At 63.9% G+C, this 21,876-nt stretch carries 16 protein-coding genes and 1 pseudogene; 7 read left to right on the forward strand and 10 right to left on the reverse strand.

Annotated elements, in window-relative coordinates; all coding sequences use genetic code 11:
• Positions 1-103: 103 nt before the first annotated feature.
• A complete protein-coding gene (locus M2361_RS08230; protein WP_100855875.1) occupies positions 104-802 on the reverse strand; it encodes a pirin family protein in 699 nt (232 codons plus the stop codon).
• A gap of 178 nt (positions 803-980) precedes the next feature.
• Between M2361_RS08230 and M2361_RS08235 the strand changes: the two genes are divergently transcribed.
• On the forward strand, positions 981-1,895 hold the full coding sequence (locus M2361_RS08235) for a LysR family transcriptional regulator (protein ID WP_050446875.1): 915 nt from the start codon (positions 981-983) through the stop codon (positions 1,893-1,895).
• Between the two features lie 164 nt (positions 1,896-2,059).
• On the opposite strand, the gene ntrC is transcribed toward M2361_RS08235, so the two are convergent.
• The 5 genes from ntrC to rdgB form a co-directional block, all read right to left on the reverse strand.
• Entirely contained in the window at positions 2,060-3,562 is a 1,503-nt protein-coding gene (ntrC, locus tag M2361_RS08240; RefSeq protein WP_259247747.1) for a nitrogen regulation protein NR(I), read from the reverse strand.
• On the reverse strand, positions 3,562-4,626 hold the full coding sequence (gene glnL / locus M2361_RS08245; RefSeq protein WP_100855878.1) for a nitrogen regulation protein NR(II): 1,065 nt from the start codon (positions 4,624-4,626) through the stop codon (positions 3,562-3,564). Before glnL ends, ntrC begins: the two co-directional genes overlap by 1 nt.
• Positions 4,627-4,818: 192 nt before the next feature.
• On the reverse strand, positions 4,819-6,231 hold the full coding sequence (gene glnA, locus M2361_RS08250) for a type I glutamate--ammonia ligase (RefSeq protein ID WP_100855879.1): 1,413 nt from the start codon (positions 6,229-6,231) through the stop codon (positions 4,819-4,821).
• Positions 6,232-6,415: 184 nt separating this feature from the next.
• Complete coding sequence (gene hemW / locus M2361_RS08255; protein WP_259247763.1) at positions 6,416-7,636, reverse strand: radical SAM family heme chaperone HemW; 1,221 nt, start codon at positions 7,634-7,636, stop codon at positions 6,416-6,418.
• A 5-nt stretch (positions 7,637-7,641) separates the two neighbouring features.
• Complete coding sequence (gene rdgB, locus M2361_RS08260) at positions 7,642-8,265, reverse strand: RdgB/HAM1 family non-canonical purine NTP pyrophosphatase (protein WP_259247767.1); 624 nt, start codon at positions 8,263-8,265, stop codon at positions 7,642-7,644.
• A 188-nt stretch (positions 8,266-8,453) separates the two neighbouring features.
• Here rdgB and M2361_RS08265 point away from each other — a divergent pair, with 188 nt between their 5' ends.
• Positions 8,454-10,304 (forward strand): EAL domain-containing protein, encoded by a 1,851-nt coding sequence (locus M2361_RS08265; protein WP_259247769.1) that lies wholly within the window; start codon positions 8,454-8,456, stop codon positions 10,302-10,304.
• A gap of 165 nt (positions 10,305-10,469) precedes the next feature.
• On the opposite strand, the pseudogene M2361_RS08270 reads toward M2361_RS08265, so the two are convergent.
• Positions 10,470-11,909, reverse strand: a pseudogene (locus tag M2361_RS08270) (methyl-accepting chemotaxis protein); the annotation flags it as partial.
• Positions 11,910-12,141: 232 nt separating this feature from the next.
• Between M2361_RS08270 and M2361_RS08275 the strand changes: the two are divergent.
• A complete protein-coding gene (locus M2361_RS08275; RefSeq protein WP_050446881.1) occupies positions 12,142-13,302 on the forward strand; it encodes an acyl-CoA dehydrogenase family protein in 1,161 nt (386 codons plus the stop codon).
• A 16-nt stretch (positions 13,303-13,318) separates the two neighbouring features.
• Entirely contained in the window at positions 13,319-14,692 is a 1,374-nt protein-coding gene (locus tag M2361_RS08280) for an MmgE/PrpD family protein (protein WP_259247771.1), read from the forward strand.
• A 503-nt stretch (positions 14,693-15,195) separates the two neighbouring features.
• Here M2361_RS08280 and rph read toward each other — a convergent pair.
• Positions 15,196-15,930 carry a ribonuclease PH gene (gene rph, locus M2361_RS08285; RefSeq protein ID WP_310508896.1) on the reverse strand — a complete coding sequence of 245 codons (735 nt, stop codon included), beginning with the start codon at positions 15,928-15,930 and terminating at the stop codon, positions 15,196-15,198.
• Positions 15,931-16,113: 183 nt separating this feature from the next.
• Here rph and M2361_RS08290 point away from each other — a divergent pair, with 183 nt between their 5' ends.
• Together M2361_RS08290 and M2361_RS08295 are read left to right on the forward strand one after the other, a co-directional pair.
• Positions 16,114-17,046, forward strand: coding sequence for a YicC/YloC family endoribonuclease (locus M2361_RS08290; protein ID WP_259247773.1), 933 nt, complete (start codon positions 16,114-16,116; stop codon positions 17,044-17,046).
• A 136-nt stretch (positions 17,047-17,182) separates the two neighbouring features.
• Positions 17,183-18,079, forward strand: coding sequence for a LysR family transcriptional regulator (locus M2361_RS08295; protein WP_259247775.1), 897 nt, complete (start codon positions 17,183-17,185; stop codon positions 18,077-18,079).
• A 52-nt stretch (positions 18,080-18,131) separates the two neighbouring features.
• Here the strand turns inward: M2361_RS08295 and M2361_RS08300 are convergent, their stop codons facing one another.
• Together M2361_RS08300 and M2361_RS08305 are read right to left on the reverse strand one after the other, a co-directional pair.
• Positions 18,132-19,691, reverse strand: a complete 1,560-nt coding sequence (locus tag M2361_RS08300; RefSeq protein WP_259247777.1) for an amino acid permease — start codon at positions 19,689-19,691, stop codon at positions 18,132-18,134.
• 132 nt (positions 19,692-19,823) lie between these two features.
• A complete protein-coding gene (locus M2361_RS08305; protein WP_404976294.1) occupies positions 19,824-21,323 on the reverse strand; it encodes an AMP nucleosidase in 1,500 nt (499 codons plus the stop codon).
• Positions 21,324-21,503: 180 nt separating this feature from the next.
• Between M2361_RS08305 and M2361_RS08310 the strand changes: the two genes are divergently transcribed.
• Positions 21,504-21,851 carry a hypothetical protein gene (locus tag M2361_RS08310; protein ID WP_259247778.1) on the forward strand — a complete coding sequence of 116 codons (348 nt, stop codon included), beginning with the start codon at positions 21,504-21,506 and terminating at the stop codon, positions 21,849-21,851.
• Positions 21,852-21,876 lie beyond the last annotated feature (25 nt).

A 21,876-nucleotide genomic window follows, 5' to 3' on the forward strand; every position in this document is an offset into this window, starting at 1 on the left:
GGCCAGTGGCTGTCGTAGAAGGAAGGCCAGCGGCCATCTTAAGGCCCATTGGCCTTGTCAATAACAAGCCGGGCGGAAACCCTTCCCGCCCGGCGCCCGTGGCTTACGCCAGGTCAAACACCAGCACTTCGGCCTTCTTGCCGGCAGACAGTTCGACACGGGTTTCATCCGTGATCGCCGCAGCATCCCCGCCCGACAGTTCAACGCCGTTGACCGTCAAGCTACCGCGCGCCACATGGACCCAGGCCCGGCGCCCCGCCGCCAACTTCAGCGTGGCGGATTCGTCGCCATCGAACAGGCCGCCATAAAGCCGCGCGTCTTGATGGATCTTCATCGAACCGTCTTCGCCATCAGGCGACACCAGGGCTTGCAGGCGGCCGCGCTTTTGCGCATCGCTGAATTCGCGCTCTTCGTATTCCGGCGCAATACCGGTCACGTCGGGCTCGATCCAGATTTGCAGCATGTGCGTTTCGGTGTCGGGCAGCGGGTTGAACTCGGAGTGCATCACGCCGCGTCCCGCGCTCATCCGTTGCACATTGCCCGGCTTGATGGTCGAGCCGCTGCCCATGCTGTCCTTGTGGGCGATGGCGCCGTCCAGCACATAGGTAATGATTTCCATGTCGCGATGGCCGTGGGTGCCAAAACCGCGTCCGGCGGCGATGCGGTCGTCGTTGATGACACGCAGCGAGCCAAAGCCCATGTGAGCCGGGTCGTAGTAGTTGGCGAAGGAGAAGGTGTGAAACGAATCCAGCCATCCGTGGTTGGCGTGACCCCGTTCGTTAGCGCGGCGAATCGTAAGCATTGTGGACTCCTGTTTCAATAATATGAATGATTGTCGGGGTGCTGCGCCAGCGTTGTTTCGTTGCCGTTTCGCTGCACCCTTGGCATGAGTGATATTCTGCGCGCGCCAGATAGGCGTTTTGGCGCTATATTTTGACGAGTTCGTTCAAATATTTTGAATGCCCACTTTTCGACCTGACATGCAGCCCATTACGCCTGAATTACTCATCCTGGTAGACGCCATCGCCCGCCACGGCAGCTTTGCCAAAGCGGCCCGCGAATTGGGCAAGGTGCCCTCGGCGGTGACTTATTCGATACGCAAGCTGGAAGATGGGTTGGACGTGTTGCTGTTCGACCGCTCCGGCCATCGCGCGCTGCTTACGCCGGCGGGCGAGGCGCTGCTGAAGGACGGGCGGCATGTGCTGCAATCGTTGGATGACTTGGCTTGCCGCGTCAAGCGAATTGCCACGGGGTGGGAGGTGGAACTGCGCATTGCCGTCAGCGCGGTGCTGCCATGGCGGCCGCTGTATGACCTGATCGCTGAATTCCAGACGCTGGAAAGCGCAACGACGCTGCGGTTTTCCAGCGAGGTGCTAAGCGGCAACTGGGATGCGTTGACGTCCAACCGCGCGGATCTGGTCATTGGCGCGGGGGCCAATGCAGAGCCCACCGGGCCGTATCGATCGCAAGCCATCGGCACGACCCAGTTCGGTTTCTGCGTGGCGGCGCACCACCCTTTGGCGTCCTTGCCGCAGCCCCTTAGCCGCGCGGACATCACGAAGTACTGCGCGGTGGTGGTGGCGGATACGTCACGCAACCTGCCACCGCAATCACGCGGCATCCTGGCGGATCAAGCCACGCTGGTCATGCCTTCAATGCAGGCGAAGATTGACGCGCAGGTGCGGGGATTGGGATGCGGTTATTTGCCGCTGACGATGGCGGCGCCGTATTTGGCGCAGGGGTTGTTGGTGGTGTGTGAGACGGATGAAGGGATGTCTCTGACGGAACATGTGGCTTACGCCTGGCGTGCGGAAGCGCCGGGGGAAGCGCTGAAATGGTGGCTGCAGAAGCTGAAGTCGCCGAGGTTATGTGAGAGTTTGTTGGGGATGGGATGATGGGTTTCGCGCGAATTATGGCGGGGTTCTTGCGGTGATATGGACGCGCTACACCCATCCTACGGGGTGCCACAAGGTGCCCTTCGTAGGATGGGTGGAGCGCGCCATGCCGTTCAGAAAAATCTGGACGCCCATCGCGCGCAACCCATCACACGATCACACCATCACTCGTCCTCAATCCCCAATTCACGCAGCTTCCGCGTGATGGTGTTTCGCCCTATCCCCAATCGCGACGCCGCTTCCACGCGGCGGCCACGGCTGGCGTCCAGGGCGCTTTGCAGCAGGATCTTTTCAAACTGACGGGTCAGCGTGGCCATGACCGCGGGTTCGCCGCGTTCCAGCCGGTACTGCGCGTCGCGCAGCAGGGAATCTTGCCAATTGCGCGGTGCGCCCTCATCAATACCCTGCCCTTGCCCCGCCTGCACCACCGTGCCGATGCCTGAAATCGGCGCGGCCGGACGCAAGGGCGCCGATGCCGGCTGTTGCTGCTGGTGTTCCAACGCGCGGATTTCCGGCGGCAGGTCGGCCCGGTCCACGGTCTGGCCGGGGGCCATGACCGTCAGCCAGTGGCAGAAGTTTTCCAACTGCCGGACGTTGCCCGGAAAGTCGAACTTGGTCAGCACGGCCAGCGCATCCGGCGTCAGGCGCTTGACCGGCACCCCCAGCGTGCGGGCGCTGGCAGTCAGAAAATGCTGGGCCAACGCGGGGATATCTTCCACGCGCTCGCGTAGCGGCGGCAGACGCAGCCGGATCACGTTCAGACGATGGAACAAGTCTTCGCGGAACAAGCCCTGCTCAACTCGCTGTTCCAGCGGCTGGTGGGTGGCTGCCACGATGCGCACGTCCACGCGCACCGGCTGCGCGCCGCCCACGCGATAGAAGCTGCCTTCAGCCAGCACGCGCAGCAAGCGGGTCTGAAGTTCAATCGGCATGTCGCCGATTTCGTCCAGGAACAGCGTGCCGCCGTGCGCTTCCTCGAAGCGGCCCCGACGCAAATTGTTGGCGCCGGTGAACGCGCCGCGTTCATGGCCGAACAATTCGGCTTCAAGCAGGTCGCGCGGTATGGCCGCCGCGTTCAGAGCCACAAAGGGCCCGCTGGCGCGCACGCCGTGGCCGTGCAGCGCACGGGCCACCAATTCCTTGCCCGTGCCCGATTCGCCCGTGATCAACACCGTGACCTTGGACTGAGCCAGCCGGCCAATGGCGCGGAACACTTCTTGCATGGCGGTGGAAGACGACTGCGTCATCATCCAGCGCTCGTTGTTCTGCGCGCCCTCGCCTTGGCCTTCCGGGCTTTCGGGCTGCGCGGATTCCTGCATGGCGCGCTGGATCAGCGCCACCGCTTCGTTCACGTCGAACGGCTTGGCCAGGTAATCAAACGCGCCGCCCTGGAAGGCGGACACGGTGCTGTCCAGGTCGGCGAACGCGGTCATCACAATGACCGGCAGGCCGGGATGCCGTTCTTTCAACTGGCGCAACAGCTCCAAACCATTGCCGCCAGGCATGCGGATATCGGACACCAAGGCGACGGGCGTTTCGCGCGACAGCGCTTCCAGCACGTCAGCCGATTGGGAAAAACTACGGGTGGGGACACCAGCGCGGGCCAGGGCCTTTTCGAGGACCCAGCGGATGGCCTGGTCGTCGTCGACGATCCATACGGGTTTCATCAGTGTGCGGGCTCCATCGGTAGGACCAGGCGAAACTCGGTACGCCCGGGTCGGGATTCAAATTCGATGATGCCGCCGTGCTGTTGCACGAAGTCCTGGGCCAGGCTCAAGCCCAGCCCGGTACCGCCGGCCCTTGCCGTGACCAGCGGGTGGAAAATGCGGTCGCGGATGTGGTCCGGCACGCCGGGACCGTTGTCGATGATCGACAGCACCAGCGCCAGCCGGTGTTGCCGGTGCGCCAACATGACCTGCCGGGCCACGCGGGTGCGCAGCGTCACCACGCCGGGTTCCGTCTGCGGGCCTTGCGGCCGCGCAACCAGCTCCTGCGCGGCGTTGCGCGCCACGTTCAGCACCGCCTGCATCAGGCGGGCGGCATCGCCCTTCAAATCTGGCACCGAGGCGTCGTAGTCGCGCAGGATGGTGACATCGTTGCGGAACTCGGCCTGGATCAGCGCGCACACGCGCTCGCAGATTTCATGGATGTTCACCGGCCGCGCGTTCAGCGGCACACGTTGCGGGCCGCTCAGGCGGTCCACCAGCGCCTGCAGGCGGTCGGCTTCAGAAATAATGACTTGGGTGTATTCAGCCAGCGCCGCACTGGGCAGCTCGGCTTCGAGCAATTGCGCGGCGCCGCGCAAACCGCCCAGGGGATTCTTCACTTCATGGGCCAGATTGCGCAACAGCTCGCGGTGCGCTTCTATTTCGTCCACCAGCCGATGGTTGCGGTCGGCCAGCACGCGCTGTTCGATCTCGCGCGTTTCGATCAATACCGGCCAGCGTTGGCCCGTCAGCCCCACCGTGGTGACCGCGACTTCGACGGATTCGGCGGCGCGGCGCAACGAGGCCAATTGCCTGACGTCGGCGTACCTGCCTGCGGCGGCGCGGTCAATGGAGGACTGGATGTTTTCTGGGGTGTCGAACAACGTGGCGGCGGAGTGCCCGGCCAGTTGCTTGCGTGAGCGGCCGAACAGATCTTCGGCGGCGGCGTTGGCGTATTCAATGTGGCCGCGCTCGTTGACCAGGAAAACGGACGTGGCAAGCAGATCGAGAGCTTCTACATTCATTTTTCAACGTACCCGAATGACAGGGGAAAAGCGGAACGCGCCCGCGACGGCGGCGCCGGAACCCGGCGCCCTGCCCGCCAGGCGTGATGCCTGGCGGACAAACCGTCGAGCCGCGACCTGGTGGTGCGCGATGTGTGGGCCCTGGTTTCTGCCTACATCATCGCGCTCCCCCCCGCCACAGCCTCTAAAGGATCAGAGGCTGTAGTACATGTCGAATTCGACCGGGTGCGTGGTCATGCGCAGACGATTCACATCGCCCATCTTCAGGTCGATGTAGGCGTTGAGCATGTCGTTGCTGAACACGCCACCACGGGTCAGGAATTCGCGATCGGCGTCCAGGGCTTCCAGCGCTTGTTCCAGCGAGGAGCACACGGTCGGGATCTTTGCGTCTTCTTCCGGCGGCAGGTCGTACAGGTTCTTGTCGGCCGGATCGCCCGGGTGGATCTTGTTCTGCACGCCGTCCAGGCCGGCCATCATCAGGGCCGAGAAGGCCAGGTACGGGTTGGCCAGGGGGTCCGGGAAACGCGCTTCGACGCGGCGGCCCTTCGGGTTGCCAACGTACGGAATGCGGATCGAGGCCGAACGGTTGCGGGCCGAGTAAGCCAGCTTGACCGGGGCTTCGTAGTGCGGAACCAGACGCTTGTACGAGTTGGTACCCGGGTTGGTGATGGCGTTCAGGGCGCGGGCGTGCTTGATGATGCCGCCGATGTAGTACAGCGCGAATTCCGACAGGCCGGCGTAGCCGTTACCCGCGAACAGGTTCTGGCCATCCTTCCAGATGGATTGGTGCACGTGCATGCCGGAACCGTTGTCGCCAACGATGGGCTTGGGCATGAACGTGGCGGTCTTGCCGTAAGCGTGGGCAACGTTGTGCACCACGTACTTGACGATCTGGGTCCAGTCGGCGCGCTGAACCAGCGTGCTGAACTTGGTGCCGATTTCCAGCTGGCCTGCGCCGGCCACTTCATGGTGGTGCACTTCAACCGGCACGCCCATTTGTTCCATCAGCAGGCACATTTCCGAACGCATGTCCTGGAACGAATCAACCGGGGGAACGGGGAAGTAGCCGCCCTTGACCGCGGGACGATGGCCCGTGTTGCCGCCTTCGAATTCCAGGCCAGTCGACCACGAGGCTTCTTCGGACTTGATCTTGACGAACGTGCCCGACATGTCGGTGTTCCAGGTCACGCCGTCGAACACGAAGAATTCGGGTTCCGGACCGAAGTAGGCGGTGTCGCCCAGGCCGGAGGACTTCAGGTAGGCTTCGGCGCGCTTGGCCAGCGAACGCGGGTCGCGGTCATAGCCCTTCAGGTCCGACGGCTCAACGACGTCGCACGACAGGATCAGGGTCGGCTCTTCGCGGAACGGATCCAGGTTGGCGGTCGAGCAGTCGGGGATGAGCAGCATGTCGGACGCTTCGATGCCCTTCCAACCCGGGATCGACGAACCGTCGAAAGCCTGCCCGCTTTCCAGCTTGTCTTCATCGATCGCGGAGGTGGGCACGGAAACGTGGTGCTCACGGCCAACCGTATCGGTAAAGCGGAAATCCACGAACTTGACTTCGTTATCGGCGATCTGTTTCAGGACGTCTTTCGGGCTTGCCATGTCATCTCCATTAGATAAAAGGGTCGAGGGCTTTGCCGCTCGACTGGCATAAAAGAGGGAAGCAATAAGCGTGCCAGGTTTTCCCTAGGGAATCCCGGGGGAAAACCGCACGCTTATGGAAACACGAAGCACCATCATGGTGCAAAAGATGGAGCATGATTGCTCCGTTTTGGTGCAAAAGCAACTACAGGAACATTTCCTGCAAGTCGTTCAGAAACCGCCAGCCCAAGGGCGTGGCCTTCAGACGCGTTGGGTCAGCGTCCAGCAAGCCCCGTTTCGATGCTGCCTCCAATTGGTGCGCAATGGCGGCAAGCGACAAACCGGTGCGTTCGTTGAACGCCGTGGCCGGCACCCCGTCCTTCAGGCGCAGCGCGTTAAGCATGAATTCAAAGGGCAATTCATCAGGGCCGACCTGGCGGCTTTCGGCCAGGTGGCTACCGTCGCGCGCCATGGCTGCCTGCATCCAGGACTCCGGATTGCGCAACCGCGCCTCGCGCACGATACGGTCATGAAATGACAGCTTGCCGTGTGCGCCGGGGCCGATGCCCAGGTAGTCGCCAAATTCCCAGTAATTCAGGTTGTGGCGGCAGCGCGCGCCTGGCTTGGCATAGGCCGACACTTCATAGCGGGCCAAGCCGGCTGCGGCCAGTTCCGCTTCAACCGCGTCTTGCATGGCTGCGCTGGTGTCGTCATCAGGCAGTTCCGCAGGCGGGAACTTGGCAAAGACGGTGTTGGGTTCCATCGTCAGGTGATACAGCGACAGATGCTCGGTGCCGAACGAGATGGCCTGGCGCAGGTCCGCCACACAGGCGTCCAGGCTTTGGCCGGGCAAGGCGAACATCATGTCCAGGTTCACGCGCGAGACGGCGCGCTGCGCCATGTCGATCGCCGCGCGGGCCTGCGCGGCATCGTGGATGCGGCCCAGCTTTTGCAGTTGCGCATCGTCAAAACTCTGGATACCCAGCGAGAAGCGCGTAACGCCGCTGGCGGCATAGTCGCGGAAGCGATTGGCCTCGGCGGTGCCGGGGTTGGCCTCCATGGTGATCTCGGCGTCTGGCCAAAGGTTCAGACAGGCGCGCAGCATGGCCAGCAGTTCGTCCAATCCGGCCGACGACAGCAGGCTGGGCGTGCCGCCCCCAATGAAGACGGACACCACCTGCCTGCCCCAGATGGACGGCAGCGCCTGTTCAAGATCACTGCGCAAGGCGTCCAGATACGCGCGTTCGGGGATTTCTCCTGGCGCGGCATGGGAATTGAAGTCGCAATACGGGCATTTGCGCACGCACCACGGCACGTGCACATAGATGGACAGCGGCGGCAGGCTGGTCAGCGTGGCCCCGGGCGGCATGCGCACGCGCGATGGCGACGCGCCCATGTCGTTGCGGATGGGAATGGTGATGGACATGCGGGTTAAGCGTGGCTGAGTTTGCTCAGCAGTTCGCGCAGGGCGCGGGCGCGATGGCTGACGCGGTTCTTTTCTTCGGGGTCGAGCGAGGCCGCGGTCAGCGCCATGTCGGGCAGGTAGAAGTGCGGGTCGTAGCCAAAGCCGTTCGCGCCTTCGGGCTGGTCGATGATCTCGCCGTGCCACAGGCCTTCGCCAATGATGGGACACGGGTCGTTTTCCGAACGCACCAGCGCCAGCACCGCCACATACCAGGCGTGGCGGTCGGTTACGCCCGCCAGGTTGCGCACCAGCAGCGCGTTATTGGCTTGGTCGGATTTATCGCCACCGTGCATCTTGGCGTAGCGGGCCGAATACACGCCGGGCGCGGCGTCCAAGGCGGCCACGCACAGGCCGGAGTCGTCGGCCAGGGCCGGCAGGCCGGTCAAGCGGCTGGCATGGCGCGCCTTGGCCAGCGCATTTTCAACAAAGGTTACATGGGGCTCTTCGGCTTCGGGCACGCCGAGCTCGCCTTGAGGCACGAGTTCTACGCCCAGGGGCGCGAACAAGGCGGAAAACTCACGCAACTTGCCGGCGTTGTTGGACGCCAGCACGATGCGGCGCAGGGATTCGGGAATCTTGGGGGAAGTCATGGGGCAAATTGTATAGGGCGCGGGGTGGCGCGCGGCCCCTGCCCCCGCTCATAGCAAGGGGAAACCTCGGTTGACACCCATGTAACAGCGCTTGAAGATTGCGCGTCGCGCGCAGCGGCAACAACGCAGACATATTTTGTTGTCAACATGACCAATCTTGTCACTGATCGTATCTGAACGCCTCGGCGATGACCTCCCTTCACGCTCTGCCCCGGCCGACCACGGCCCGCACGCCATTCACGCTGGGCGACGCGCCCGCATCCGTCGGCTTGGCCGGCATCTTGCAAGAGCGTCTACTTCGGCCCCGCTACCAACCAGTGGTGGACCTGTCCCACACCCGCATCTACGGCCACGAAAGCCTGATACGCGGCCCCGCCGACACCGCCCTGCACTTTCCGGACGCGCTCTTTGCCGAAGCCCGGCGCCGGGGCCTGCACCCGCAGTTGGAGCTGGCCAGCTTTCGGGCCGGTGCCCAGGGGTTTCACAGCAACGAAGCGGCCGGCAAGCTGTTCCTGAACCTGTCGGGGTCAGCGCTGATCCACTATTGGACGCTGTGGGGCAGCGATATGCCGCAGCAACTGCTTAAGGATTGCGCACTGCCCGCGTCCAGCATCATCGTTGAACTGACCGAGCAAGACCCGCTGTCGGATCACATGCAGGAACTGGGCGATGCGTTTGCCTGCCTGCGCGAGCACGGCATGCGCATCGCGCTGGACGACTACGGCGTAGGCAACTCGAACTTGCAACTGTGGGCTGAAATGCAGCCCGACCTGGTCAAGATCGACCGCTACTTCTTCGACGGCATCGGCCACGACGACCGCAAGCAAAGCATGGTGCGCGCCATTCTGAAGGTGGCTCAGCATTTGGGCACGGCCATCGTGGCCGAAGGCATCGAGACCGCCGAAGACCTGGCCATGGTGCGCGAGCTGGACATCCGCTATGCGCAAGGCTGGTACTTGGGCCGGCCTGAAGAAACGCTGCTGACCGAGCTGACCGCGCCCGTGCGCGATTCGCTGCGCGTACGCAGCACCGCCCCCTTGTCGCAACGCGCGGCGGGCGGCACGGCGGCCAGCCTGCGGGTGGAAGCCCCGGCCGCCTTGCTGGACAAACACACCAACGATGACGTGCACCGGCTGTTTATCGAACAAAAAAACATGCACGCCGTGGCGGTGGTCGACGCCGACAACCGGCCGGTGGGCATCATCAACCGGCGCGACTTTTCGGAACACTACGCGCAGCGCTACACGCGCGAACTGTTCGGCCGCGACCGCTGTTCAACCTTCATGAACGCCGAACCGGTGCTGGTGGACCTTAACGTATCCATCGACCAGCTCAGCCATGTGCTGATTTCGGAAGACCAGCGCTACCTGATGGACGGCCTGATCATCACGCGGGATGGCCGTTACGACGGCCTGGCAACTGGCGAAACGCTGGTGCGTTCCGTGACCGAGATGCGGATCGAAGCGGCGCGCTACGCCAACCCGCTGACGTCCCTGCCCGGCAACATTCCCATCAGCCGCCACATTGCAACCCTGCTGGAAGACGCGGCCGACTTCACGGTTTGCTATGGCGACCTGAACAACTTCAAGCCCTTCAACGACGTGTACGGCTATTGGCGCGGCGACGACATGATCATGCTGACCGCCGAAGTCTTCAAGCAACATTGCGACCCCTTGCGCGACTTTGTCGGCCATGTGGGCGGCGATGATTTCGTGGTGCTGTTCCGCAGCCCGGACTGGGCCGAGCGTGTGCAGCGCATCATTGCGGAATTCAACGAGCAAGCCACCGCCCTGTACGACGACCTGGGCCGCAAGAATGGCGGCATCGAAGCGGAAGACCGCTACGGCGTGCCGCGCTTCTTCCCCTTCGTCACGCTGGGTGTCGGTGCGCTGACCGTCACCCCCTCGCTATGCGAGCGCATCCGCCCGGAGGACATCGCGTCGGCCGCCGCGAACGTCAAGCACAAGGTCAAGCATGGGAACCTGTCGCTGGTGATCGAGCGCTACACCGGCGGCGTCCTGCCCGACCTGGCCGCGTAACTGGCCGATTGAGGCCTGCACGGCCGAGGCGTTCTGGGCCGCCTGGGCGATCTGGAACACGGCCACCGCCCGGCGCAGGCCTTGCGCCTGGATCTCCAGGGCTGCGGCGGCGGCGGCGGTCTGCTCGACCATGGCGGCGTTTTCCTGCGTGGACCTTTCAATATCGGCCACCGCATCGTTCACCGAGGCAATGCCCGCGGCCTGTTCGGCCGTGGCGTTTGAGATTTCAGCCACGATCTGCGTTACCCGGTCCACCGACACCACCATGTCGCGCATGGTGTCGCCGGCCAGGTTCACTTGACGCACGCCGGCCTGCACGCGCTCGGCGGAATCTTCGATCAGCCCTTTGATTTCCTTGGCCGCCTGCGCGCTGCGTTGCGCCAGCGAGCGCACCTCGCCCGCCACCACCGCGAAACCCTTGCCCTGCTCGCCTGCACGCGCCGCCTCGACGGCGGCGTTCAAGGCCAGGATGTTGGTCTGAAAAGCAATGCTGTCCACCACGCCCACGATTTCACCGATGCGGCGCGCGCTGTCGGCAATGCCCTGCATGCTTTGCACGACCTCGTCCACCGCACGCCCGCCGCGCTGGGCCAGTTGCGTCGCGCTTTCCGCCTGGCGGCTGGCCAGATCGGCGTTGCCTGCCGTGAGCTGAACGGTGTGGGCCAACTGCGTCATGTTGGCGGCGGCTTCCTGCAAGGACCCGGCCTGGCGCGCGGTGCGGTCGGACATATCCGCGCCGCCTGCCGCGATCTCGCCGGAGCCGGTGTGAATTTCCTCAACACCATGGCGCACCGAGGCCACCGCCGCCGACAACCCCGTCTGCATGCGGCGCATGGCTGAATACAGCACGCCGATTTCGTTGTCGCCGCGCGTGGCGATGGCGCCGGTCAGATCGCCATCGGCGATACGGTCGAAGTGCGCGCCGGCCTCGTTCAGCGGGCGCAGAATGCTGCGTCGAAACGCCAGCCGAATCAGCACGGCCAGCAACAGCACCACCGCCAGCACCACCCCGGCCACCATGATGACGCGCTCCAGGGTTTGGCTGGCGCTGGCAACGGCGGCCTGGCCCTGCTCGCGTGCGTAGGTCTGATAGGCGTCCGCCTGCTTAACATAGGCCGCGCCGCTGGCGGGCAGCACCTTGTCCACCAGCCGGTTCACTTCAATGCCGTTCCATCCTTGCGTCGCCTGCAGCATGGGGGTCAGGGTCTGGTCCGCGAAGGCGGTGTACGCGGCCAGCAACTGTTCAAACAACGGACCGCCTTGTGCGCTGCTGTCCGGGTTGGCACGCAGCCGCGCAAGGCTCTCGCCCGCCTGCTTGAGCAGCGCCTCGGCCTGCGCCAGGGATTGGTTGCGCGCCTCTTCCAGCCCGCCTTCCATACTGGTCTTGGCGTCGGCCAGCGCGGCGCGCGCCTGGAACAACCTGCTGGTCATGTTGGCCAGGTCGCTGGCGCGTTCGATGCTGCCCCGGCCCAGGGCTTCGATGTCGGCGCGGTTGTCGCGCAATACCGCAATGCCCGCCGCCGCTGCAATTGCAAACAACAACACGAACAACGCCAGAATGGCCGATACCGCCGTGGTGACCCTAAGATTTTTCCGCATATCCATCCGTCTATAGCCGGGCGCCGTGGGGCGCAGTGCCCTGGATTATGGACAGGCAGTTTGGCAATTTCTTGACACAACTGCCCTGAGCGCTGACCAACGCCGGTCATGAAAGTGCGCTTTTGCGAACAGGAACCCCGTATTAAGGAATTGTGAATTGGCACGCCCGCGCCCATGCGGCACATTCGATGCTGTACCGATCCATTCTTTTGCCTTTCACAAGACCCACTACACCCCTATGCCCCACGCCTCACACGACTATCAGGACATCCGCGAAGCCGTGCGCGATCTTTGCGCGCAATTTCCTGGCGAGTATTTCCGCAAGGTTGATGAAGAACGCGGCTACCCCGAGGACTTTGTCCGCGCACTGACCGAGGCCGGCTGGCTGGCCGCGCTGATTCCCCAGGAATACGGCGGCTCGGGTCTGGGGCTGACCGAAGCGTCGGTCATCATGGAAGAGATCAACCGCAGCGGCGGCAATTCCGGCGCCTGCCACGGCCAGATGTACAACATGGGCACCTTGCTGCGCCACGGCTCGGAAGCGCAGAAACGCGAGTACCTGCCGCGCATCGCCGCGGGCGAACTGCGCTTGCAGTCGATGGGCGTGACCGAGCCCACCACCGGCACCGACACCACCAAGATCAAGACCACCGCCGTGCGCCGTGGCGACCGCTACGTCATCAATGGCCAAAAGGTCTGGATTTCGCGCGTGCAGCATTCCGATCTGATGATTCTTCTGGCGCGCACCACGCCGCTGGACCAGGTGACGCGCAAGTCCGAAGGCATGTCGATCTTCCTGGTGGATCTGCACCACGCCGTCAAGCACGGCATGACGATCCGCCCCATTCCCAACATGGTCAATCACGAGACCAACGAACTGTTTTTCGACAACCTGGAAATTCCCGTCGAAAACCTGATCGGTGAAGAAGGCAAAGGCTTCAAGTACATCCTGGATGGCCTGAATGCCGAACGCACACTGATTGCCGCCGAGTGCATCGGCGACGGCTACTGGTTCGTGGACAAGGTCACCGCCTACGCAAAGGAACGCATGGTGTTCGGCCGCCCCATCGGCCAGAACCAGGGTGTGCAATTCCCGATCGCCCGCGCCCACATCAACGTGGAAGCCGCCAGCCTGATGCGCTATGAAGCCTGCCGACTGTTCGACGCGCACCAACCCTGCGGCGCGCAGGCCAACATGGCCAAGCTGCTGGCCGCGGATGCGTCGTGGGAAGCCGCCAACGCCTGCTTGCAGTTTCACGGCGGGTTCGGCTTTGCCACCGAATACGACGTGGAACGCAAGTTCCGCGAGACGCGGCTGTATCAGGTGGCGCCCATCTCGACCAACCTGATTCTGTCTTACGTTGCCGAACACATCCTGGGCTTGCCCCGTTCCTTCTGACCCGACGCCAACGCTCATGACCGCAACCAAAGACACTCCCCATCTAAGCGCCGAACTGGCCGCCTTTGCCGCCAACCTGCGCTACGAAGACATCCCCGCGCCGGTGTTGCGCCGCGCGGAAGATCTGTTGCTGGATTGCCTGGCGTCGATACTCGCCGGCGCGTCGGCACGCGCGGTGCTGGCCATTGACCGCTATGCCGCCGCGATGGGGCCGACCGACGGCCCCAGCGAAGTGCTGATCAACCGCCGCCGCACCACGCCACTGTTTGCCGCCATGGTGAACGCGGCGGCGGCCCACGTGGTGGAGCAGGACGACGTCCACAATGGCTCGGTGTTCCATCCAGCCGCCGTGGTGTTCCCGCCCGCGTTGGCGGTTGCGCAGGCGTTGGGCAGTTCGGGCCGTGACCTGTTGGTGGCGTCGGTTGCGGGCTATGAAGTGGGCATCCGGGTGGGGGAATTCCTGGGGCGCTCGCACTACAAGATTTTCCACACGACGGGCACGGCCGGCACCTTGGCCGCCGCCGTCACCACCGGCCGCCTGCTCAAGCTCACGCCCGAGCAGATGCTGCACGCCTTGGGTTCGGCCGGCACGCAGGCGGCGGGTCTGTGGGAGTTTCTGCGCGACGCGGCCGACTCCAAGCAACTGCATACGGCCAAGGCCGCGGCCGATGGCATGACGGCCGCCTACCTGGCCCGTGAGGGCTTCACCGGTGCGCGCCACATTCTGGAAGGCCCGCAGGGCATGGCGGCCGGCATGTCCACCGATGCCGATCCCTCGAAGCTTTGCGACCGCTTGGGCGTACGCTGGGCGTTGGCGGAGACGTCATTCAAGTTCCATGCTTCGTGCCGTCACACGCACCCGGCGGCGGACGCCTTGCAACAGGCGCTGCGGGAAAACAAGCTGACGGAGGCGGATGTGGAACGCGTGGTGGCGCATGTGCACCAGGGCGCGATCGATGTGCTGGGCCCGGTGGTCAACCCGCAAACGGTGCATCAGTCCAAGTTTTCGATGGGCACGGTGCTGGCGCTGATCGCCCGCCAAGGGCGCGCGGGCTTGGCCGAATTTGATGCGGGGCTGGATGACCCGGCGGTGGCAGCGTTCCGGGGGAAAGTGGAGATGGTGCTGGACGCCGAGGTCGACAACGCCTATCCGCAACGTTGGATCGGTAAAGTCACCGTCACCACACGCGACGGCCGCACGCTGCACGGCCGCGTCGACGAACCCAAGGGCGACCCCGGCAACACCCTGAGCCGCCTGGAAATCGAAGACAAGACGCTAAGCCTGGGCCGCTACGCCAATGCGGCGACGGAATCGGAGCTACGCGGCCTGATAGATAAAATCTGGGCCTTGGAAAAGGCAGAGAAAGTGGGCACCCTATTGCCCACGTAGGATGGGTGAAGCGCGAGATTTCCATTCAAAGGAAAACCGAATTCCAACGCGCGTAACCCATCAAGCAGCGGTGAAGCCCAAGCCGATTTCACCAAAGAAGCGACAAGCCCAAAAATCACCGCCGCACGATGGGTTACGCGCGTTTCCCAGCAGAATTCTTGCCAGCCGCCTCCCGCGCTTCACCCATCCTACAAAAGTCGCGCCAGCGCAGCCCATAGGGCGCAGACCGAATAGGTCACGCCAGCGCAGCCCATAGGGCGCAGACCGAACAGGTCACGCCGGCGCAGCCCATAGGGCGCAGACCGAATAGGTCACGCCGGCACAGCCCATAGGGCGCAGACCGAATAGGTCACGCCGGCGCAGCCCATAGGGCGCAGACCGAATAGGTCACGCCAGCGCAGCCCATAGGGCGCAGACCGAACAGGTCACGCCAGCGCAGCCCGTAGGGCGCAGACCGAATAGGTCGCGCCAGCAGAGCGCGTTCAGCGCACCGACCAATCAGGTCACACCAGCGCAGCCCGTTGCGCCTTGACCAGGCTCGCGATCCCGCCTTCCGCCAGCACCAGCATGGTGTCCAACTCAGCGCGGGTGAAGGTTGCGCCTTCGCCGGTGCCTTGCACTTCCACGAACGCTCCGCTGCCCGTCATGATGACGTTGACGTCGGCGTCGCAGGCGGAATCTTCCTGGTAGTCCAGATCCAGCACCGAACGCCCTTGCACCAAGCCCACGGACACGGCGGCGACGGCGTCGCGGATCGGATTTACCGCCAGATCGCCGCGCTTCATCAGCAAGGCCACCGCATCCGCGGCCGCGACCCAGGCGCCGGTGATGCTGGCGCAGCGGGTGCCGCCGTCAGCCTGGAGTACATCGCAATCCAGATGCAAGGTGCGTTCGCCAAGTGCGCGCGTGTCGAACACGGCGCGCAGGCTGCGGCCGATCAGGCGTTGAATTTCCTGCGTGCGGCCGCTTTGCTTGCCGCGCGCCGCTTCGCGGTCACCGCGCGTATGCGTCGCGCGCGGCAGCATGCCGTATTCCGCCGTGACCCAGCCTTCGCCCTTGCCCTTCAGAAACGGCGGCACCTTTTCCAGCACGCTGGCGGTGCACAGCACGTGCGTGTCGCCCGCCTTCACCAGTACCGACCCTTCGGCGTAGCGCGTGAATCCGCGCTCCAGGCTGAACGGCCGCAATTCGTCGACGGCGCGGCCAGACGGACGGGCAATGGTGGGCGTAGTGGTCACAGGCAGACTCCAGACAAAAATAGGGTTCGCGGCATTGTACGGGCACCCGCCGCAGGAAATCCCGGCTTGGAGTATCCTGCCGCGATATATCCGGTTCAATAAAACAGACCCGCCCCCCTTTACCAGGATGCCGCGGGTCCCGGCGCAACCGGCTCTTACCCCAAGCTTCACCAGGACACGCCCATGATTCGCAGCATGACCGCCTTCGGCAACGCCCGAGCAGACCTAGAACAAGGCACGCTTGCCATTGAACTGCGCAGCGTCAACAGCCGCTTCCTTGATTTGTATTTCCGCTTGCCCGACGAACTGCGGCACGTTGAAACGCCGCTGCGCGAACTGTTGACGGCCAACCTGGCGCGCGGCAAGGTCGAGATCCGTGTGTCGTTCACCCGCAATGCCAGCACCGACCTGTCCAAGCTGGATCCGACCTGGCTGGAAAGCCTGGCCGAGCAGCTGCAGGCGGCTCGCCGCATTGTTCCCGATATCTCTCCCCCCCGGCTGGTTGAACTGTTCAACTGGCCCGGCCAACGCGGCAACGACGCGCTGGACCCGCAGATCTGGGGCGCGGCTTGTTTGCAAGCCGCGCAACAGGCCCTGACCCAGTTGCAGGAAGGCCGCGCGCGCGAAGGCGAACGCCTGGCCGGCATGATGCGCGAGTGCGCCGATGGGGTCGCCCGCGTCGTTGAGATCGTTCAGGCGCATCTGCCGCAGTTGCTGGCCGACCACCGCGACAAGCTGGCCGCCAAGCTGCGCGAAAGCGTGGAGCAGGCCTTTCCGGGCGGCTTCACGCACATCTCGGGCACGGAATTGTCCGAACGCCTGTCGCAGGAAGCCAACCTGTTTGCCCTGCGCATTGATGTCGCGGAAGAATTGTCGCGGCTGCGTTCGCACCTCGAGGAATTGCGTCACCTGCTGACCGACTGCGGCGGCAAGGCGGCGTCTGGCAAAAAGCAGGCCGGCAGCGCGGGCAAGCGCCTGGATTTCCTGTTCCAGGAAATGAACCGCGAAGCCAACACCCTGGGGTCCAAGGCCGGCAGCATGGACGTGACGCGCGCCGCCATGGATCTGAAACTGCTTATCGAGCAAATGCGCGAACAGGCGCAAAACATCGAGTAACGCCGCGCGCGTTGCCAACGCTTCGAGGCCGCGATAACGCGGCCTTTTTGCATTCCAGACTTTTCCTATTCGGGCGCCCGCGCGGGCATGTTGTCATGGCGGGTTTACTTTCAGGACGTACCGATTAGGAATCGCCATGTTCCGCAAGACCTTTCTGCCGCCCGTCGCCAACCTGCTGGCCTTCGAAGCAGTCGCCCGGCGCAACAGCGTGTCGCGCGCGGCGGATGAGCTCCACCTGACGCAAAGCGCGGTATCGCGCCAGATTCACCAGCTTGAAACGCAGTTGGGCGTCACGCTGTTCCATCGCGTGCGCCAACGGGTGGTGTTAAGCGATGCCGGCCGGGCCTATGCCTCGGAAGTGCGCATACTGCTGCACCAATTGTCCGACGCCACGCGGCGCACCATGGCTTGCACCCGGCGCGACCAGCTCAACCTGGCGGTGCTGCCCACGCTGGGCACGCGCTGGCTCATCCCCCGCCTGGGGGACTTCATGGCGCGCAAGCCCGAGGTCACCATCAACTTCACCTCGCGCACCCTGCCCTTCGAGTTCTCACAAGAGCCGTTTGACGCAGCCATCCACTTTGGCGCGCCTTACTGGGCCGGCGCCGTGTGCGAATACCTGATGCCCGAAGAAGTGATCGCCGTGTGCAGCCCCGGCTATCAACGGCGCCATGGCATCCGGCATATCGCGGACCTGGACCAGGTGGTGTTGCTGCACCAGACCTCACGCCCCGCACAGTGGGCTACGTGGTTCGACCAGCACGGCGCCAGTTCGGCGCGCGCCATGCAAGGCCCGCATTTCGAACAGGCGGCAATGCTGGCGCAAGCCGCCGCCTCAAGCCTGGGCGCCGCGCTGCTTCCCCGTTTTCTGGTTGAACGCGAGATCGACTCGGGCGAGCTGATCCAACTATTTCCGCAAGTGCTGAGCAGCACCGACGCCTACTATTTCGTCTATCCCCAGGCGCAGGCGGACACGCCGCTGGTGCGCGAATTTGGCGCATGGATGCTTGAGCAGTGCCGGCCCATGGCCTGAACGCGGCTAGGCGCTGGATCGGCCCTGCCGGGCAATCCAGCGCCTGCTATTCCTAGCGTGCCTCGCCCGCCGCGGGCTCTCCGCGCAAGGCTGAATCCAGATATTCGCTGCGCGCACGCGGCTCCGGGAAGCGCATGTCCCGGTAGCTGATGAAACGCGAACCCCGCGCCAAGCGGTAACCCAGCCAGATCAGCAGGAACAGCGGGATGCCAATGTAGGTGGCCACCACGCCGCCCCAATCGATGCGGTCTTGCAGAAACGCCTGGTAGTTCTGGCCCAGCGTGATCACCAGGCACAGCACGAAGGCGAAGATCGGGCCGAAGGGAAAGAACGGCGATACATAAGGCAGGTCAGCCAGGCTATGGCCTTGCTTCACATACCCGCGCCGGAATCGATAGTGGCTGATTGCGATGCCCAGCCACGCGATAAAGCCGGTCATGCCAGACGTGTTCAGCAGCCAGATGTACACGGCGTTCGGGCTGAAGATAAAGGTGAAGAAGCACAAGGCTGCCACCACGGTCGTGGCCAGCAGTGCCCACAGCGGCACGCCATGGCGCGAAATACGGCCAAAAATGCGCGGCGCCTTGCCTTCCCGCGCCAGGCTGTACAGCATGCGAGTTGCGGCGTACATGCCCGAATTGCCCGCCGACAACACCGACGTCAGCACCACGGCGTTCATCACGGAGGCCGCCCCCAACAACCCTGCGCGTTCGAAGATCAGCGCAAACGGGCTGACGCTGATGTCTTCAACGTCGTTACGCAGCAGGTGCGGGTCGGTGTACGGGATCAGCAGGCCGATCACCAGAATCGCCATGACGTAAAACAGCAGAATGCGCCAGAACACCTGGCGAACCGCGCGCGGCAGGTTGCGCGCCGGGTCCTTGGATTCGCCCGCGGCGATGCCGATAAGCTCGGTGCCCTGGAAAGAAAACCCCACCACCATCGCCACGCCGATCAAGGCGGCGAACCCGCCGGCGAAGGGCGCATCGCCCACCGTCCAGTTGGCCACGCCGCCGGTTTCGCCGCCCCGGATAATGCCCAACAGCATCATCACGCCCATGGCCACAAAGCCCAGCACGGCCACGACCTTGATCAGCGCAAACCAGAATTCCGCTTCACCGAAGCCGCGCGCCGACATCGCGTTCAGCCCGAAGGTAATCGCCAGAAACAAGGCGCTCCAGTAGAAGCCCGGCACATCGGGGAACCAATAGGCCATGACGAGCTGCGCGGCCACCAGGTCCACCGCCACGGTTACCGCCCAGTTGTACCAATAGTTCCAACCCAGCGCGAAGCCGAAACCGTCTTCGACGTAGCGCGCGCCGTAGGTGGAAAACGAACCCGACACGGGCATGGCGGCAGCCAATTCGCCCAGGCTGGTCATCAGAAAATAGACCATCACGCCGATCAGCACGTAGCCCAGCAACGCGCCGCCGGGGCCCGCGGTGGCGATGGTCGCGCCCGACGCCACGAACAGCCCCGTGCCAATGGAGCCACCTACCGCGATCATCGTCAGGTGGCGCGCGGACAAGGTGCGCCGCAGCTCCGAAGGCGCACTCGCCTTCGCCGCGCGCGTGCCGCCGGAGCGGCGTTCATCATGTTCCGAGGGGGCCAAAATGCATTCCTTCACGTCTTGAAAGCGTCCGCGCATTTACCGCGCGAAAGCCTGGGATTACCGAGCAACGCGCGAGAATAGCGCAAACCCGCCCGCCGCAAAAACGGCGAAGGGTTTGGGGACGGATCATGCCTACTGGAAGGCCGTTTCCATGAAGGTACGCAGCTTGCGCGAATGCAGGCGCTCAGGTGGCATGTCGCGCAGGCGCTCCAGCGCCCGGATGCCAATTTCCAGATGCTGGTTGACCTGCCGTCGATAGAACACGCTGGCCATCCCAGGCAGTTTCAATTCGCCGTGCAGGGGCTTGTCGGATACACATAGCAACGTGCCATAAGGCACCCGGAAGCGAAAACCATTGGCGGCGATGGTCGCGGATTCCATGTCCAGTGCAATGGCTCTGGACTGCGCAAAGCGCTCGACCAGTTCAACGTGGTCGCGCAGTTCCCAGTTGCGGTTGTCGATGGTGGCCACGGTGCCCGTGCGCATGATGCGTTTCAGGTCCCACCCCGACAGCCCGGCCACCTCTTCCACCGCCTGTTCCAAGGCCACCTGCACCTCGGCCAGGGCGGGCACCGGCACCCAGGTAGGCAGGTCATCGTCCAGGACGTGGTCTTCGCGCACATAGCCGTGCGCCAACACGTAGTCGCCCAGGCGCTGGGAATCACGCAGGCCGGCGCAATGGCCCAGCATCAACCAGGCGTGCGGACGCAGCACGGCAATGTGATCGGTAATGGTCTTGGCGTTGGACGGGCCCACGCCAATATTTACCAGCGTGATGCCGGAGTGGTCACTGCGCACCAGGTGATAGGCGGGCATTTGCGGCAGGCGCACGCCCTGGCCTTCGTCGCCCGGGCCGTTTTCGCCACGCCGCGTAATGCGGTTGCCAGGCTCGACCAGCATTTCGTAGTCTTCGTTGCCGCTGGCCATCAGCGCGCGAGCGCGGGCGCAGAATTCGTCGACATAGAACTGGTAATTGGTGAACAACACAAAATTCTGAAAGTGCGCCGGCGCGGTGGACGTGTAGTGCTGCAAGCGGTGCAGCGAATAGTCGACGCGTTGTGCGGTAAACGGCGCCAGCGGCTTGGGCTCACCCTCTTTGCCGCGCCAGGAACCGTTCACGATGGCGTCATCGGTGACGGCCAGGTCAGGCACGTCGAACAGGTCACGAAGCGGGCGCTTCAGCGCTTCCAGGTGTTCACCTTCGACATAGGCGCCTTCCGGAAAGGCGAAATGCAGCGGGATGGGGGAATCGGATTCGCCCACTTCCACCGCCACGCGGTGGTTCTGCAACAGTTGGCCCACCTGTTCGATCAGGTAGTCACGGAACAATTCGGGTTGGGTGATGGTGGTTTGGTAAACGCCGGGTTCGGCCACATGGCCGTAGGACAAGCGCGTGTCGATCGGGTCGTAGGTTTCAACCACGATACGGATTGCCGGGTAATACGCGCGGGCACGCTCGGGGCCGTTGCCGGGGCCTTTGAGCACTTCGCGGAAAGCGGCGCGCAGGAATGCCGTGTTGCGCGCGTAGATTTCGGACAAGCGGTCGACGGCGGCCCGCGCATCCTGGAAAGGTTCGAAGGGCAAGGCGTCGGGCCGGTTCATGGAAGACAAAGGGTGTACTGCGTTCATCATTGAGCTCTACTCCGCTTCTTTTCTGTCTTATCGCTGTCTTATCGGGTATGTCGACGATTATGCCCGAGCCCTTCGCGCCTGAAGTGACACATTCAGCCCTGTGGCGACAAGGCAGGCATCGCGCGCACTGACGAAACGATATATCATTCCGTACTTCATTTTTGCCCCAGACGGATGCGTTTGCAGCTTCCCCCACCCCGCAACACTCCACCGCGATTCACGCGGTGGGTGGTGCTCGGCTGGGTGTGCGCCTGCCTGCTGCTGGCACCCGTCGGCAACCTTCGCCACGCGCTTACCCACCTGGGCGAGCCGCCCGCCGCAAGCCAAGACGACACCCATCCACAAGACAAGCCGGGCCATTGCGACCTGTGCGATCTCTGGGACCTGCCGGATGCGCCGCTGCCGTCGTCGTTTCATTGGAATGCGGCCCGTACCGCCACCTCCACGCCCGCGTTCACAGCGCCGGCCAGTGCCATCGCTATCAGCGGCACCTGGTTCCAATCCCGCGCCCCGCCCGTCCAGGGCTGAAATCCGCAAGCCTCCCTTTTCTGAT

The sequence above is a fragment of the Achromobacter sp. JUb104 genome, assembly GCF_024806975.1.
Classification (GTDB): Bacteria; Pseudomonadota; Gammaproteobacteria; order Burkholderiales; family Burkholderiaceae_B; genus Achromobacter; species Achromobacter spanius.